Here is a 16,330-nt window from a genome sequence, read left to right as displayed (position 1 = left end):
TCATTGCGTCGTTAAGCACAGAAAGCAGTTTCACAAGTGCGTCCTCTGAAATCTCGGATGGTATTTCGACTCCAAGAACGTACTCAAATGAGAATACTATTGTGCTGCCGGGTGAGCTCGCAATGCGGGCAGCCAAGCGATCAGGCACCACCCCGAGAAGAAGCTGCACACCAACCGCAACCCCGAGGCCGAGTTGCCACCCAAGAGCCAGCGCTGGACCATAGATGGGAATGACACTGACGAGCGTGTCGAGCGCAGTCGTGCTGGCGGCCTCGTAGTGTGACAGAGTTTCAATGCCGTTGGCAGACTCGCTAGCAAGGAACAGCTCGTAGGAGGCCAAGATGGCACCCACAGCTAGGGCAGCCGCCAATCCGAATCTAACCTTGAAACCGGCATAATTGGCTTGTCCTTTGAACACGCCCCTCCCCAGCACAACATCGCTTCGGACGAGCCCCAGGACGGAAGTCGTGCCCGCAGCAACATAGACAGATCCTTTGACAAAGTCGCCACTAATGTATGCCAGGATTGCCTGGCTCCCGAACACGACAATGGTGGCCCCAATGGCTGCCCCCTGCAGTCCCGTTCGAACGTTCCGATTTCTCGCACCAGAGAGCAAGATTGACTCATCGAGATCGTCCAACACTTCCGCGTTCCCGAGTTCCCACTCAAGGGTGTACGAATTCGTGACAGGATAGTCGATGTCTGGGCTGAACGTCTGGACATTCACCGTCCTGGTCCCGGAGGCGCTCACCAGGTAGATGGGGGTCCAGTCCACGACGCCACCAATCGTCGTTGCCGTCACGTACGAGCGCTCGTACGTCAGCTCGGCCCAGGTCCATGCGGGTACCGCCGCGGTTGTCGCCACCAGCTGGGACGTCAGCTGCCCCGTGAGCGAGATTCCGCGGCGGATGATCTTCATGATTGCCAGGTCCGTTCCGAGCGCGTCGCGCCCGTCCCGCACCCACTGCTCGCGCGGCGTCCACGTGAGCGTGGCCTGGAAGTCCGCGATCTCCGTCTCCGTGTTCCCGGAGAGCCAGAGGGCGTCCGCGCCTTGCGCCGCCGTCGCGTCGAACGAGTCCCCGATCCGGTGCACGTACACCACGTACGGTCCGTAGCCGTGCAGTCCGCTCTCCTGTCCCTCCATGGTCGCCGGCAAGAACGCGTTGAGGTCCGTGAGGTCAACCGTGAGCCGGGCGAGGACCCGCTCCGCGAGTGTCTCGACCTTCGTGACGGCCGCCCCGATCGTAAGGGAGGTGGCGTTGAGGGCGGTCTTCAGCAGGTTGCCGGAGGCACTCCGGATCCAGACCGGGCTCACGTCGAGGACGGCCACCCGGCGGTCGTCTCGCGCCATGGAGTTCTCCGCCGTCGCGACCTCCCTGGGAATTCGCAGGGTGAACTGGTAGGAGTGGTTGTCAACGGGTGCACCGACGGCGACGCTCCGATAGAACGGCGGAGCGGCGACGAAGTCCGCATTGCGGTGCAGGGAGTACTGGAGCGCAGGGACGATGAGGACGTCCGACGTGCGCGTCCCGCGGTCCGCATCCGCCCCGATAGCGACTTGTATGATGAGGCTCTGGGCCGTGTCCAGCACGATGGGGACCTCCAACGTCGCGTGCTCGAGGAGCGTCCCCTCCTCGTCGCTCACGTTGACCGCCGCGACGTTCATGAAGTCGACGTCCCAGCGGTGGGTGTCGTACGCGTACTGGATCACGTACTTCCGGGGCGCCGTTGCCGTGCAAGTGCCGTACACGGCCTCCGAGTAACCCGTACCCTGCAGCCCGGCGTAGGACATGCCTAGGCTCGTGTAGTTCGTCTCGCCGCCCTCCAAGAACGTCTTGTTAATCCACGACCCCACGCTCGCGACGCTCTCGTCGCTGCTCTTCGTCGAGTCCGCCGTGTGTTCGGACAAGAAGGGGCACGCGCCGTCGCTGGCCCGGTACGTGTAGATGCCCGCGAACAGCCCGTGCACGTCGAACGCCAAGAAGCGCTGGGTGAACCGTACGAGGCCCGGGGCGAACGTGTGCGTCCAGGGGAAGGCCCACGTCTCCGTGGGCGCAAGGTCGATCCCGTCCACGAGCCCGTCTCCGTCCGTGTCCGAATTCAGCGGGTTCGTGGGCCGCCGGTTTGTGCCGCGGATCTCGTCCCCGTCCGAGAGGCCGTCCCGGTCCGTGTCCGGATCGGACGGGTCCGTCTGGAAGCCCCACAGCTCGGCGCCGTGCCACTCCTCCCAATCCGTGAGGCCGTCCTGGTCCGTGTCCTGGGACGTGCAGCTCGTGACCACGGACCGCGTCTGCGGCACGCCGTCGATGACCAGGGTCATGGGATGCGGCGTGACCTCGAAACCGTCCGTCAGGCCGTCGGAGTCCGTGTCGCTCAGCGTGGGATCGCATCCGTACCGGTATCGCTCCGGACCGTCCAGGAGGCCGTCCGCATCCGTGTCGGGATCGTTCGGGTTCGTCACGTTGCGTCCGGGCGGGGGATTCACCTCGTCGCCGTCCAGGAGGCCGTCGTGGTCCGTGTCCGGATCGAACGGGTCCGTCTTGACCCACGCCTCACGCGGAAGGCCGTCCACCATGTACCGGAGCAGATGGGGCTCGGACTCCCACGCATCCGTCAGGCCGTCGTCGTCCGAGTCGGCGATCACGGGCGACATCTTCGGCATGGATCGCTCGAGGCCGTCGGAGAGGCCGTCGCCATCCGTGTCCGCGAGGATTGGGGAGGTGCGAACCGCGAACCCGACGGAGACCCGCTGAATGTAACCGCCGTAGCCCGAGCCGTGGTCCTCCACGAGGATGCGCCACACGCCCGAGCCGAGGAACTCCTCCGCGGTCAGCTCCGAGCCCACGGTGCCATCCACGCGGCGTACGGGGGCGCCCCGAACCGCGTCGAGGATCAAGGAGACGACGTCCCCGCTGCGGACGACCTGCGTCCGCCAGGGGATCTGGAGCCCTTCCGAGTAATCCAGCCGGTCACCCGAGGCAAGGCCCAGGCTCCACCCGCGCGCCTCCGCGCGGACCGGGGGAAGGTTGCCCGCGGTCGTCCCCGAGGTCAGGTTGCAGGCGGGATGGCACGGCGGCGGAGGCACGACCGCCTTGTTGTTCACCCGCACGGTCACGGAACGGCTCGCGGCGTTCCCGGCCGCGTCGAATGCGCGCACCTCGAAGGCGTGATCCCCGTTCGGGAGATCCGCGGTCTCGAACGGGAAGTCAAACGGCTCATGCTCCCGGGCGTCCACGCGCACGCCGTCCACACGGAGTTCCACTAGAGAGACGCCGAGGGCATCAAACGCTGCGGCGGAGACGACCACGAGGCCCGCGACCGTGCCGCCGGCCGCCGGGGACTTCAGGTTGAGCTCGGGAGGCGTCCGATCCACGAGCAGGGACGTCGCGGCGGAAACCGCGAGGGCGACATCATCGGCCGAACCGCCCAAGGCCTCGACCTTCGCGTCCGCTACTCCCTCGGGATATTCGTCTGTGGGGAGCGCGAGGGCGAATCGGTGCGAGGGGTCAAGGGGCTCCGCTGGCCGGGCGGCTCCGTTGATCACGAGACGAACCCACTCTGCGGTGAGAGCGGGGGAGACCCGGCCCTGGACCCGGGTGGTGCCTCGGACGCTCTGTCCGGGAGTCGGGGACACGAGGACCACGCCCTGCTCGTAACCGCCGGGGTCCCACAGGAGCTGGGACAACGCGCGCGTCCCGTTCACGACTACAAGGCGCACGGACAGGTCGTCGGGCCGCGGATGGATGAGGTCCACCGCGACGACACCGGATACGAGGTCGCCCGATACGCGGGGGCCGTCCAAGGAGACCATGGCCTCCCCGGGCACGTCGATCGGGAGGTTGCTCAGCGCCCCGCTGATCTGGATCGTGTACACACGGGTCTCTTCCTCGAAGTCACTCAGCCCATCTCCGTCCGAATCGCCCGAGTTCGCCTCCAGTACGAAGTCGTCGAAGTACAGACTGTACGACGCCCCGGTGAGCCCCGCGGCGCAGAGGAAGCCCACAGACACCTTGACGTAGGCGGCGGATCGCCAGGCCGCGGCAGGGAAATCGGCCGACGGATTCCGTGCGACCTCGTCCCAGTGGCCGGTGGCGGGCTCCTCGCTCAGGACGACATCTGAGAGTGTGGGAGCGCAACGGCCGCCGTTCTGGCTCGCCCGATACGCCGTGACGTACCGGTACGTCCCGAGCGAGGCGTACCGCGCGTCGAGCAACTCGAGGGAGATTCCCGCGGCGAACGCGTTCCACGGCGACCTCGTGCCGTCTCGCAGGGAGTCGTACAGGAGCCAGAGGCGGAGCTCGCCGAGAGGGGCGCCGCGCGTCGCGAAGAACGCGTACCCGTACGCCGATCCGAAGTCGCGGACGGCCCAGCCGTGGATCTCCACGTGGTACGAACGCTTTCCGGAGTGCGCGAAATCCGCGGAGTACCCGGCGCTTGCGCGGTCCCCCAGATGGAAGTGCGTGAACGGAACCCAGTAGTCGTCCTCGAAGTCGTCCAGCAGCGCGTCCCGCTGAACGGGGACGAAGACGAGGAACGCGACGAAGAACGCGCAGGCTATCTCGATCGACCGACGCACGAAATCCTACCCCCACACGGTCCGGAGGGGCCTCAGGCGGCCCACGGATCCTCCGGCGGCGTCACGGCTCCGAACGTTATATGAAGTTGTGGAGCGGATGTAGCATCGCCCCGCCAGACCATGGAGGGATTTCGGCAGAGACCCTGCCAACCGAAATCGGAAACCGCCATTTCGGCCTACCCAATCGGAAGGCGCCTATCCGCAAACGATATAACGGTGTATTATTTCTGGTCCATCCCCGACACGGTGATCCGACATGACCGACTACGCGCATCCCGAAGTCCTCGTCGACACGGCCTGGCTCCAGAAGCACCTCGCCGACCCGAAGGTCCGCATCGTCGAGGTGGACTACGACCCCGCCGCGAACTACGCCCTGGGCCACATCCCGGGCAGCGTCCTCGTGGACTGGAGGAAGGACATCAACGACCCCGTGGCCCGGGACATCCTCTCCAAGGAAGCGCTGGAGGCCCTCCTCGGCCGCCTCGGCATCGCGAACGGCCAGCGGATCGTCCTGTACGGGGACTTCAACAACTGGTTCGCGGCGTTCGCGTTCTGGGTCCTCGCGTACTACGGCGTGCGGAAGGTCGTCCTCCTGAACGGCGGGCGGAAGAAGTGGATCGCCGAGGACCTCCCGCTGACGAAGGACGTGCCGACGTACCCGGCAACGACGTTCGCGGCGAAGAACCCGAACAAGAAGCTCCGCGTCTTCCTGAACGACGTGAAGAAGGCGGTCGAGCAGAAGGACCCCGTCTTGGTCGACGTGCGCGGTCCCAAGGAGTTCTCCGGGGAGATCACTGCGCCGCCCGAGTATCCGACGGAGCACGCGCAGCGCGGCGGACACATCCCCGGGGCCAGGAACATCCCCTGGGCGCAGGCCGTGAACGAGGACGGGACGCTCAAGTCCGCGGACGAGCTCAAGGCGATCTACGAGCCCAAGGGCGTGACGCCGGACCACAAGGTGATCACGTACTGCCGGATCGGCGAGCGGTCGTCCCACACGTGGTTCGTGCTCAAGTACCTCCTCGGCTACCCGGACGTCCGGAACTACGACGGCTCGTGGACGGAGTGGGGGAACCTCGTGCGGACGCCGATCGAAAAGCCGTAATAGCCTTGAATCAGAACCGATAGACGTCTCCTCGACGTCCGAAGCGGGTGAACCGAATCTCGTCCTCAGTCCAATCAAAGATCCCGCGGTACGATCCGACCCTCAAACGCCAGGCTCCCTTCATTCCGCGCAACGGTTTGACATCCAAGCTGGGGCGCGGTCTGGGGTCCGCTTCCAGGGCGTCGAACGCGGCTGCGAACCTTTCCTGGACGTCCCCGGGAAGCCTGGCCAGCTCGCGCTCAGCCGATCGGCTGATGAGAATCCGGACCAAAGGCTCACAGCCTCAATCTCTTGCGCACGTCCTTCCAATCCGAGAACGTCTCTTCTTTCAGTCTGCGCAAGTGCTCGCGGATGAATCCCTCCGGCGGTCGATCGTCCATCAAATCGTTAAGGACGTCGTCGTATGTGGCGCCTCCGACCTTGTACGAGCGCAAACGGGCGAGGGTCTCGGGTTTCACGGGAATCGTAGTGGTGGCCATGACCATCAAAGTCATCGATTCAATGATACTAATAGTCTCTGCCTAGATGAGGGAATCCGCATCCGCACTCTGCAGACACGTGCCGTGCGGACACACGCTATCCCCGCGTGTCGACGAGCGATCGTCGCACACACGGCTCGTGCTGAAGTGCCTCCTGGCCCGCCCGGACGTCCGGAAGTACAACGGCCCATCGGGCGTGGCACCTACTCAGGCATGGCGTCCTCGAGCCCCGACGGAACCGCCGTGTAGCCCATCCGCTTCAGGAATGTGGCCCGGTCCGGAAGATCGTAGTCACGCTCCAGCACGGCCACGAGGCTGCCCTTCGCGTCCGTGGCCTCGATCCGCGCCCGCGCGGCCGTTTCCCCGGAGGGTATGAGGCGCCCCGTGAGGAGGAGCGTCTCTCCCGTCGCCACCCACCGCTTCGCGTCGAGGGCGCTCGTGCGCACCGGGAGCCCCACGCGGCCCAGGAGCCCAAACAGCGTCCAGTTCGCCGTCTCCAGCATGGCCAGGTAGAGGATGCCCGAATGGAGGCGCCCCGGCCAGCCCTGAAACCGCCCGGAGGCGGCGAGGGTGGTCGCCACGGCGTCCCCCTCCCTGCGGAACGTAAGGCGCAGCCCGGTGGGGTGCTCCGGACCGCAGCCGACGCACGGGTTGCGGGGATCGTTCTCAAGCGCGACGGGGGCTGGCGCGGAGGTCATGCCAACGAAAGCCTTGCCCGCAAGAAGAGGTTTTGGGCACGCCCCCCGTGACACAAGTCGGCCCGCCCCCGAATCCGGAGAACCCATGCCTTTCTATTGGTGCTCGAGAGCGATTACGCGTTTGCGGTAGGTGCCCGCCTCGACGGTGGGCATGGAGGTGGGCATCTGTCGGAGCTTTCGACCCAAGTCCTCGTCGTACCACTCGAAGTTCGTGAAGATGTCCTCGTAGAGATCGAGGTGGGCCGTCTCGACGCCCGGAATGTCCCGCACCCAGCGGAGCGCCTCCCTGGCCGCTTGCAGGCTGGGAACCGCCAACTCGTAGGAGGTGGGGAGGAACTCGCCAGGGTTGTAGGGCAAGTAGTGGGAGATGTGCCAGATGTAGCTCTCGAGGTCCGCAGTGACCGCCTCGTCGACTTCCTGTTTCCGCTCGTTCGGATACAGGACGAAAATCCAGGCAATCACGCTACCTCCGGTTCCCTTCAGGTTGAGCGACGGCCAAGCGAACGCGACACCCTCGCTGGTCAAGCGGCGCAGTTTCCTTTTGACCGTGGGGCTGGACAACCCGACCTCCTTGGCCAGCGACGCGCAGGACTTCCGTGGGCTCCTCCGAAGAGCTCGGATCAGATCCCAGTCTCTCGCCGACAAGACAACGGTGCAGTCGGGAAAGCGATACCTCGCGGCGAAGAGACCCGTCGCGGCCGAGATCCGACGAATCAGCTCGATTTGCCTCGGCAGGGAACATGCGTCCTCATACTCTAGGACCAACGCAATCCGGCCATAGAAGCGAGTGATGATGACCACGCCCGGCACGAGCTTGAGTTCCTCGACCGCGTCGTCCATGGAGGAGTCGGAGCCGAGGTCCAGGATTAGCACGAGCTGACCTCCGCCCCAGATACGGGGGTTCAAGGCGAGGCGCCAGTCCGCGAGGAATCCTGTGTCATGGAGCTTCCTCACGCGGTACCTCACGGTGTCCTCGTCCACGGTCACTGCCTTTGCGATGGCCGCGTAGGATTCGCGAAAATCTGGGTTGAGGGGGGACAACGCGTGCCCCTGCAAGAGGAGCCTCAGGATTCGGACGTCGAGACTGTCCATTCCCCCGCATCCCTGCCGTGTCACCGGATAGCATTCTTCCCGAAAGACCTTCCGGAAATAGGGTAAATGCATCGGGAAACCTCTCTTCTCCCGAAACGGATGCGGGGAATCCCGAAGCCTGGGTTTCGGATATCGTTCTGAGGAGACGACGAGGGCTCACGGCCCGCGTCGCAGGAGAAGGTGATGCGTACGAGAAGGATGGTGGCGCTGGTGGTCGTGATGGCGATCGCAACCCTGTTCATGTTGGCGCCTACGAGGGCGGTTCCCTCGGACCCACACGGGACACTCCGGTCCGACCTGACGATTCAATGGCTCGCCCCGCCAACACCTCAGTACTGGTGGGGAGGATTGAAAGGGGACATCACGGGAATGGTAAAGTTCCTGGGGAATCCCGATGAGAGCGGCCCGAACAGCAAGGGCGTCGCGGGGCACTTCCACGAGATCTTCTGGATCTGCGTCGGGGAGCCCGTCACCACCTACGGATGCCAAGATCCGGAACAAGGGCCATACATCACGGGCGTCGATGAGGGGGCGTACATCTGGGATTCGCCCACCGGGCACTGGCACTTCAAGGCCAATGGATGGGTCACGGGTGCGTCGACTGAGTATGCGTACCTGATTGGCTACAAGTACGCCGAAAACGGGTGGACGGGGGACCCCATGGATCCGCTCGCAACGTACGGGTGGGCTCGGGCGTTCTTCGCTCCGGCATGATCGACGCGGCGCGCAAGTCCCGCGCACCGAAGAGGACGGAGGAGCCCCGCTCGACGATTGAGCGGCTCCTCTGTGTCGGGATGTGCGAGTAGGAGTCGAGTTAGGAGGCGTTCGTTCCAAGGTAGACGGTTCAAAACCCGCGCAGCGGGAGGAGGTGATACTTTGAAGAAGATACTGACGGGAATCATCATCGCGTGCATGCTCGGGCTCTTGGTCACGTCGGCTCCTGCGGTCTCGGCCGGGGACGACACCGGAGTTCTAGTATCCCACGTCGACATGGCCTACAGTCCCGACTGGGGCTACTGGCGCGGGACGGTCACCGGACCGCTCCACGGGACCATCGGGTTCTGGGAGCAGCCTGCGCTCATCGTGGGCAACACGGACTACTTCGCCGAGAGGTTCGTGATCACGACGTCGAAGGGCGTCCTCAAAGGAACGGACCAAGGAGTCTACAACTTGACGACCGGCGACTTCTGGGCCCACGGGATGGTCACGGAGGCCACGGGACATTGGGCGTTCGCCGTTGGATACACCTTGTTTGAATGGGGCACGACGACCACACCGTTCGTCTTCCCGATGATCGCAACGGACATGCCTCTCGTCCTGACTCCGAACCAGCCCACCCCAGCTCACGACCGAGAAGTGGCGGTGACCTACGGGAACATGGCCTTCGGCGAGTGGGGCTACTGGCGCGGAACCGTGTCCGGAGACATGCGGGGGACCCAAGAAATCCATGAGCTCGGAGGGACGGTAATCGGGGACAGGTTGTACTTCCTTGAGGTGGCCACGATCACGACGAACAAGGGAGTCGCCCAGTTCGTAGACCGGGGCGTCTACAACCTCACGACGGGGACGTTCTTCGCCCAGGGCCAGGTCATGCAAGCCTCAGGTGGCTGGAAGTTCCTGCTCGGGTACACGTCGCTCGGATGGGGTACGACCTCGAATCCGAACGTCCTGCCCATCACGACCGTTGCCCCCACAATCCTCGTGGAAGGCTGATTCGCAAGGCCGCCCGACCGGGCGGCTTTTCCTCTTTTCGTGGGCAGCGATGAGCACAGCCTGCCCTCAATCGACGGAACGTGTGGTGGAGTGGAAAGGACACGGAACAGCCCCGCGGTACGTCTGCTGGCTCCGGGTCGTATGCGGTGGGCTCACCTGGTGAGCGCCCCCCGGAATCGTGGCCCATGCTGTCATCGGCAGAAAGGAAAAGGGGAGGCCACCGGAGAGGACTCCCGACTCGGTTCGCCTAGAAGCCGCTGCCCGATCCGGTGACGATGTCCTCCTGGTGGATGGGTGTCGGCACAAACTCGAACCCGTAGAACCAGGTCACGCTCTGCACGTTGTTCGAGTCCGTCCACACCGCGTGGAACGTGCCGTCCGATCCGACCGCCAGGTCCGTGTAGTCCCCGAAGAACCCGCCGCCGAAGCCGTACCGGGTGTTGATCGGGGCCGTGTTCGCCGTGACCACGGCGCCGCTGGTCAGGTTCGTGACCACGTAGTCCAGCCGGCCGTTGTGGACGTACGGTCCGAGGACGTCGCACGTGATGCGGCCCACCGGGGGCGCCGGACCGCTCGCGCAGGTCTGCCAGGGCGACACGAGGTCGTCCGCGTAGGCGGAGACGTACACCTGGCCGGCGGGGCCCGCGGCCACCGCGGGGAACACCATGTCGATCCGTCCGGGGTGGGCGGGCGCGCTCAGGACCGAGCCGTCCGGGTTCGTGACCGGGTAGCCGAACGTGGTCCGCGTCCCACTGTCTAGCGCGGGGAACGCGGGGGCCGGCGCGCTCCACGTCATTCCGCCGTCCGTGGACATGCTCACGATGACCGTCGCGTGGCAGGCCGCGCGGACGGCTCCCGTGCCCACGAGGAAGTAGGCGCAGCCAGGGACACCGGCGTACGTCGAGCCGTCGTTCGGGACCTCGGACGCCCAGGCCGCCACGAGCGTGCCGTCCGTCGAGATGTCCGCGGCCGGGAAGCTGTTCACCCGGAAGACCGTGTTCGCGGGGCCGGGGTTGCCGGCCTCCGTGGAGATGGCCACGGGCTTGCTCCATGTCAGGCCGCCGTCGGAGGAGGAGACGACCCAGATGCTGTTCAGCGCGGCGAGTCGGGTGGACCCTTCCCAGAAGACGTACACGGTGCCGTCCGGCCCGACCACGATATGGGATCCCTGGTCGTAGAGCACGTTGCCCACGATGAGCTGGGGCGAGCTGAACGTGGCCCCTCCGTCGGAGGAGTGCACGAAGGCGATGGGGCTCTGCTTGTACACGCCGTTCACCGGGTTGAACACGAACCGGGTCCAGCTCACGTACACGTGATCCTGGAACGGGCTGCCGACGTGGGAGTCCACGCCGATCCACGGCTTGTCGTTCAGGATGGAGCGCGACGTGAGCGGGTTGATGAACGTGGGCTGGCTCCAGGAGAGCGCGCCGCTGCCGTCGAACGTCCCGACGTTCACGGCAACCGTGTTGGGCGGGGCCGTGCGATCAAAGCCGAGGCCGGCGTAGTACACGACGCCCTGGCTGTTGAACGCCAGGGACGGGTCTCCGCCCGCGTCGTAGATGCCGCCGGTCAGGCGCTCCACGCCGGGAATCTCCGTGCCCAGGTGGGACGGGTCCGTGGGCGTGCAGCACCACGTGGCGCCGCCGTCGTTCGAGTAGTACGTACCCGAGTAGCCGTCACCCAGGGCGCTGCACGGGGTCGAACCGACCTTGCAGCTCCACGTCCGCGAGACGTAGTCGTTCATCCCGACCACGACGCGCTGCGGGTTGCTCGGGTCCACGGCCACCGCGGGCTCGTTCTGCGGCGCAGCGGCGGTGTCCTGGTTCACGGTCACCGCGGGCGGGGCCACGGACGTCCCGTCCAGGGGACTCGAGAGCACGAAGTGGGGCGTGATGGGCTGGGCCGGACCCGGTGGCGGTGCCGCCAGACCCGCGTCCGCCTCTTGCTGCAGGTACGCGGAGGCCCGGATGGAGAGCCCCTGCGTGGCGTCAATGGACGCCATCTTGCCCGCCAACGTGTTGATGTTGAACGTGGGCTGGGACGATGCAGTCGGAGATGCCGCCGCCGAGGACAATCCGGCCAAGACGAGCAGCAACGCTAGCCCGAGCAAAACCACTGGGGTGTAGTATCTCACTGCCTTCCCCCTGCTTCCCGCCCGTGGATGGCGGCTCGGACGCTTAATCCTATGGACATTCTCCGAGATCATGCCATCGGAGGGACCACGCGCATGCCGCGAGATCGACGCAACGAAGTTTCGGCCGACCTCACGGAGGTAACTTCATGGGCGAGAAGGCCGCTCCGGCCGCCGTGGAACCGTTGCGTGTCACGGCCCGAGACATCGAGGCCGCCCGCGACGCGATCCGGGAGGTCGCCTATCGGACGCCCACGACGCGGTTGGCGACCCCGGAAGGCGGTGAGGTCTTCCTGAAGCTCGAGAACCTCCAGCGACTCGGGGCGTTCAAAATCCGCGGCGCCTGGAACCGCATGTCTCGCATGACCGAGGGCGAACGGCGCCGCGGTGTTGCCACCATCAGCTCAGGAAACCACGGGCTGGCGGTCGCGTGGTCCGCGAAGAGACTCGGGCTCCCCTGCACGGTCTACGTCCCCGAGGGAGCCCCAGGACCCAAGGTCGAGGCCATCCGGGCGCAGGGGGCGGGTCTCCGGGTGATGGCGCGGGAGGATCTCGTGCGAGCCCACACGGAGGAACTCTGGAAGTCCTGGCCACAGACGTTCGTCCAACCCTTTGCGCACACTCACATCATCGCGGGCCAGGGAACCATCGGTTGGGAAATCGCGGAGGACCTGCAGGACGTCCGCACGGTCCTCGTCCCGGTCGGCGGTGGCGGCCTCTCCTCGGGCATTGCGATTGCCGTGAAGGCCCGCGTCCCGAAGGCCACGGTGTTCGGCGTCCAAGCGGAGGGCGCTGCCTCCCTTCCCCGGGTCTTTGAGACCAAGAAACCCTACCGCGTCGAGCAGCCGAGCACCATCGCGGACGGCATCCGGATCGGCATCATCCTCCCGGAGATGGCGGACCTCCTGCTGCGGTATCTCGACGGATGCTACGTGGTCTCCGACGACGAGATCCGGAAGGCCATGCATCGCCTCGCGCTCGAAGCGAAGGTCGTGGCGGAGCCCGCGGGTGCCGCGGCGTTCGCGGCGTGGGGGCGATATCGCGATCGACTCGAACCGCCCGTGGTCGCGGTGGTCTCCGGAGGCAACGTGGACCCCGCGCTCCTGGGGGCGGTCCTCCGAGAGGATATGTAGGCCGCGACCCTTTTCGCCGCCGGGGACGTTCGTGAACGTGCTCGTTGCTGCCTACTCGGTGATCGTCGGCCTCTTCATGATAGGATTCTGGGGCGTTCTGGTCGCCCGCAAGCAGGCCGAGCTGGATCAACGGCCTTGGGACATGCGGCTGCACATAGCCGCCGAGCTCGCCACGGCGATCCTCCTCGTCCTCACCGGCGTGGGCGCGGTTCTCGAGTCCACCGGCCTCGCGGGGTTGGCACCGATCGCGCTCGGGATGCTCCTGTACACGACCGTCAACAGCCCCGGATTCTACGTTGGAAAGCGGAACTGGCCTATGGTCGCGATGTTCGCGGTCTTGACGGGCTTGACGCTGATCGCCATTGTGGGACTTCTCTTCCTCACCCCATGAAAGCTGTCCCTCCTGCTGGTCCTCCGGGAGAAACCTTCATCTCTGCAGCGCGACCTGACCGGGCTGAGGGATGAACTTGACCGCGCCGGCACCGCCGACCCGCACCCAGGCCTTGGACCACATGACGCGGGCGCTGGAGGCCGCGAAGCGAGCGAGAGATGGCGGGGCGAACGTCTCGAATGCGCGGGTCGCCCTCAAGGACGCACGGTCCGCCTTCGAGCGCGGGGATTATGCCCGTGCGCTGGAGCGGGCGGACTTCCTTCTGGCCCAACTCGGCCCCGGTGACATCTCCGCGCCGCCCGTCCCAGCCGTGGGGTCACCGCTGATATCCGCCATGACGGACCACGGGACCGCGGCGGTTCGGCTTGCGGAGGCGACGGAAGCGGTGAGGACGGCGAAGGCGCGTGGATTCAACATACAAGTCGCGAAGGTTGCGCTCAAACAGGCGAAACGCGCCTTCAAGGCGAAGGACTACGCCGCGGCGGTCCAACTCGCGAGCCAGGCCATCGAGCTCAGCGGCTCGACGGGACGGGACCGGCGGTAGCGCGGATCCGCACGGCGCTCAGGCCGACTTCACCAACGTCGCGACGATGGCGTTGAGGCGACGCGACGTGTCGTGGGGCAGCGGCTCGGGCGTGTGATTCTTGATAATCCACTCCGTCTTCTCGCGCGCCTCCTCCATCGGATCCTTCTGGCCCTTCGCGACCCAAGCATCGTATGGGCTAGAATCCCAGAGCATGGGAACGTGCATCCGGCGCACGCGCTCGAGCGTGTGCCGCTGCGCGAGGTAACTGCCGCCGATCCCGATCTTCTCGATGAGGCTGACCGCGAGCTCTTCCTTGTCGACCTTGAACCCTTGGTAGACCTTGATGATCATCGCAGCGATCTCGTGGTCCAGGAGAATCTGCTCGTACGACAGGAGCGTGGATCCGGCGGGCTCTCCCAGGCCGTTCACCACCTCGCCGCCGTAGTTCGCGCACACGACCGCGGACAGCATGTGTTCGAGGGACGCCTGCACGCCGGGACTCTTGGCGGTGGATCCAAACCCGCCCACGGAGTCCGGGAGGCGGAGGAACTTGGCCATCTCGATGGAGCCGATGGCCAGGAGGTCACTCTCTGGGGACGAGCCCATGTACGCGCCCGTCTTGGGGTCCATCCCGCTCAGAACAGACCCGTAGATTGCAGGAGCGCCGGGCTCGTGGGCCTCGAGCATGCAGACGACCGCAAGCGTCTCCGCGTGGTTCACGACGAGGTCGCCCGCGATCGACGCAGGACCACTGACCCCGGTCTGCGCCATCCCCGTGATGTGCACGGGCACGTGGTTCTCAGCCCAGACCAGCGCCGCGTCCGACGCGTTCCCGTCGACGGAGAGCGGGGAGATCGTGCAGAGCATCGCGGAGAGGAGATGGCGCTTCCGCAGTTCCTCCAAGGAGCCGAGGACCTCTGAGGCCATGGCCACCTGGGCCCGCGCCTCCGCGGCGTTCGTCGTAGACTCGGAGAGGATGTGCTTCTGCGTGTTCTCCAGGCCGACCTTCACGCCGGTAGCCACGTGGACCTTCTCGGGCACGTCGTGGGCGACGACCATAGGCTCATAGATGCTCAGATAGGGCAGGTAGTCGCCGATGACGGCGGTCCGCCGGATGTCCTCAAGCAGGGATTCCCGGCGGCTGTTCGTCTCGGCCTCCCAGACGTGCACGCCGCAGCCGTCCATGGTCGTGTAGAAGTGGTCCCCCGTCATGGGCAGGTCGAACTCCTTCGTGCGGCCCGCGAGCGTGAGCTCCCGCGGCGCCTTGCTGACGAGCTCGCGGACGACGTCGGGCGGGAAGCGGACGTCGGGGCTGCCCTCCTCCACGATCGCACCGACGGCCCTGAGGTCCTTGCGCGCCGCGCGACTGTGCATCCGCACACCCGTGGTTTCCATGACCTCGAGGGCCCCCTCGTGAATCGCCTTTCGCTCCTTATCCGATAGCAGGTCGAACGGCTTGCGGATTCGGAACCGCTCCGAGAACGCCGACATCTCCCTCACTCCTAGCGGCCGGGGGACCGCACCTCGCGCGTGATTCCGCGGGTCCTCGTCCCGGCGACGCCGTTGGCGGCCATCCGGCGGAGGCGGCTTGAGGCTGACGTAAGGACTAAATGGGCCACCCGGGGGAGGCACCCGGCGTGCACAGGGTTCATGACCCCCGTGGGATTCCTGGAAGGCAGCCCCGGGTGGGACGCTGCCCCGCACCCTCACGGAGTTCTCGCACAAGGCCCTCGTCGATGCGATCGAGCAGAACTGCATCGACTTCTTCGTGGGGTGGGGACGTGGGCCGGGGTGCGAGGTCCACGAGGACCGCGGAATTACCTGGTTCGCTACGGGCCTGCCCGATCCGTTGTTCAACGGCGTGATGACCGCCCAACTCGCCGCGGAGGAGGTGGCACGGAGAATCGACGAGTTGCTCGCCGAGTTCCGGAACCGCGGCCTGCCATTGGAGTGGACCGTGGGTTCGTCCACGGTCCCTCCGGAGCTAGGAAGGCATCTTCAGGCCAAGGGATTGACGCACGTCCTCGTGGTGCCAGGCATGGCGATGGACCTTGCCCAGCTGCCCGAGGAGCCACTGCCGCGGAATCTGACCATCGACCGGGTGGAGAGCCGCGGAGACCTCGAGGCCTTCATCTGCATCTTCGCGACGACCTTCCAGATTGACGAGGCTCTCGTGCCGCGGCTCATGGACATCAGGATGGGCATGCCTCCGGATCGCCGAGAGAATTCCGTTGCCTTCCTCGGTCGACTCGACGGCCAGGCCGTGGCGTCCTCGGAGCTGTTCACCTCCGCCGGCGTGGCGGGCCTCTACTCCGTGGGGACACTCCCTGCCGTCCGCGGGCTTGGCCTCGGGAGAGCGATGACCGCGGCGGCGCTGCGCGAGGGGCGGGACCGCGGCTATCGAATCGGGGCACTCCAGGGGACGGAGCTGGGTGTGCCCGTCTACCGCCGCCTCGGGTTCCGCGAATACGGTCGATTCGAAATCT

General features: G+C 66.0%; 13 protein-coding genes. 7 read left to right on the top strand and 6 right to left on the bottom strand.

What is annotated here, in order from left to right; translation table 11 throughout:
* Window positions 1-4,576, bottom strand: a 4,576-nt coding sequence (locus VEY12_12495; GenBank protein ID HYM40939.1) for an Ig-like domain-containing protein, incomplete at its 3' end; no start/stop codon positions are given.
* A gap of 256 nt (window positions 4,577-4,832) precedes the next feature.
* Between VEY12_12495 and VEY12_12490 the strand changes: the two genes are divergently transcribed.
* Window positions 4,833-5,681, top strand: a complete 849-nt coding sequence (locus tag VEY12_12490) for a sulfurtransferase (GenBank protein ID HYM40938.1) — start codon at window positions 4,833-4,835, stop codon at window positions 5,679-5,681.
* A gap of 275 nt (window positions 5,682-5,956) precedes the next feature.
* Here VEY12_12490 and VEY12_12485 read toward each other — a convergent pair whose 3' ends face one another.
* The 3 genes from VEY12_12485 to VEY12_12475 all read right to left on the bottom strand — a co-directional run bounded on the left by VEY12_12485 (window position 5,957) and on the right by VEY12_12475 (window position 7,950).
* Entirely contained in the window at window positions 5,957-6,160 is a 204-nt protein-coding gene (locus VEY12_12485) for a hypothetical protein (GenBank protein ID HYM40937.1), read from the bottom strand.
* Between the two features lie 203 nt (window positions 6,161-6,363).
* Window positions 6,364-6,858: a hypothetical protein gene (locus VEY12_12480; protein HYM40936.1), complete on the bottom strand. Its 495-nt coding sequence runs from the start codon at window positions 6,856-6,858 to the stop codon at window positions 6,364-6,366.
* Window positions 6,859-6,951: 93 nt separating this feature from the next.
* On the bottom strand, window positions 6,952-7,950 hold the full coding sequence (locus tag VEY12_12475) for an AsnC family transcriptional regulator (GenBank protein ID HYM40935.1): 999 nt from the start codon (window positions 7,948-7,950) through the stop codon (window positions 6,952-6,954).
* A 210-nt stretch (window positions 7,951-8,160) separates the two neighbouring features.
* On the opposite strand from VEY12_12475, the gene VEY12_12470 reads away from it, so the two are divergent.
* Together VEY12_12470 and VEY12_12465 are read left to right on the top strand one after the other, a co-directional pair.
* The gene (locus VEY12_12470; GenBank protein HYM40934.1) at window positions 8,161-8,664 is read left to right on the top strand and encodes a hypothetical protein; all 504 of its coding nucleotides are present in this window, start codon (window positions 8,161-8,163) and stop codon (window positions 8,662-8,664) included.
* Window positions 8,665-8,826: 162 nt separating this feature from the next.
* Window positions 8,827-9,663, top strand: a complete 837-nt coding sequence (locus tag VEY12_12465) for a hypothetical protein (protein ID HYM40933.1) — start codon at window positions 8,827-8,829, stop codon at window positions 9,661-9,663.
* 247 nt (window positions 9,664-9,910) lie between these two features.
* On the opposite strand, the gene VEY12_12460 is transcribed toward VEY12_12465, so the two are convergent.
* Window positions 9,911-11,758, bottom strand: coding sequence for a sialidase family protein (locus VEY12_12460; protein ID HYM40932.1), 1,848 nt, complete (start codon window positions 11,756-11,758; stop codon window positions 9,911-9,913).
* A gap of 185 nt (window positions 11,759-11,943) precedes the next feature.
* Here VEY12_12460 and VEY12_12455 point away from each other — a divergent pair, with 185 nt between their 5' ends.
* From VEY12_12455 to VEY12_12445, 3 genes are all read left to right on the top strand, one after another.
* The gene (locus VEY12_12455) at window positions 11,944-12,927 is read left to right on the top strand and encodes a threonine/serine dehydratase (protein HYM40931.1); all 984 of its coding nucleotides are present in this window, start codon (window positions 11,944-11,946) and stop codon (window positions 12,925-12,927) included.
* A 31-nt stretch (window positions 12,928-12,958) separates the two neighbouring features.
* Complete coding sequence (locus tag VEY12_12450; GenBank protein ID HYM40930.1) at window positions 12,959-13,318, top strand: hypothetical protein; 360 nt, start codon at window positions 12,959-12,961, stop codon at window positions 13,316-13,318.
* Window positions 13,319-13,388: 70 nt separating this feature from the next.
* Complete coding sequence (locus VEY12_12445; GenBank protein HYM40929.1) at window positions 13,389-13,862, top strand: hypothetical protein; 474 nt, start codon at window positions 13,389-13,391, stop codon at window positions 13,860-13,862.
* Between the two features lie 18 nt (window positions 13,863-13,880).
* Here the strand turns inward: VEY12_12445 and VEY12_12440 are convergent, their stop codons facing one another.
* Window positions 13,881-15,335, bottom strand: a complete 1,455-nt coding sequence (locus VEY12_12440; protein HYM40928.1) for a trimethylamine methyltransferase family protein — start codon at window positions 15,333-15,335, stop codon at window positions 13,881-13,883.
* Window positions 15,336-15,612: 277 nt separating this feature from the next.
* Here VEY12_12440 and VEY12_12435 point away from each other — a divergent pair.
* Window positions 15,613-16,330, top strand: a 718-nt coding sequence (locus VEY12_12435) for a GNAT family N-acetyltransferase (GenBank protein HYM40927.1), incomplete at its 3' end; no start/stop codon positions are given.

The sequence above is a fragment of the Thermoplasmata archaeon genome, assembly GCA_035632695.1.
GTDB lineage: Archaea > Thermoplasmatota > Thermoplasmata > RBG-16-68-12 > RBG-16-68-12 > RBG-16-68-12.
Note: the sequence above shows the minus strand (reverse complement) of the source record. Positions and strands in the feature narration are given on the sequence as shown.

Coding starts and splice junctions, on each gene's coding strand:
- VEY12_12490 (HYM40938.1), top strand. CDS start 4,833: ATGACCGACTACGCGCATCCCGAAGTCCTCGTCGACACGGCCTGGCTC.
- VEY12_12485 (HYM40937.1), bottom strand. CDS start 6,160: ATGGCCACCACTACGATTCCCGTGAAACCCGAGACCCTCGCCCGTTTG.
- VEY12_12480 (HYM40936.1), bottom strand. CDS start 6,858: ATGACCTCCGCGCCAGCCCCCGTCGCGCTTGAGAACGATCCCCGCAAC.
- VEY12_12475 (HYM40935.1), bottom strand. CDS start 7,950: ATGGACAGTCTCGACGTCCGAATCCTGAGGCTCCTCTTGCAGGGGCAC.
- VEY12_12455 (HYM40931.1), top strand. CDS start 11,944: ATGGGCGAGAAGGCCGCTCCGGCCGCCGTGGAACCGTTGCGTGTCACG.
- VEY12_12445 (HYM40929.1), top strand. CDS start 13,389: ATGAACTTGACCGCGCCGGCACCGCCGACCCGCACCCAGGCCTTGGAC.
- VEY12_12440 (HYM40928.1), bottom strand. CDS start 15,335: ATGTCGGCGTTCTCGGAGCGGTTCCGAATCCGCAAGCCGTTCGACCTG.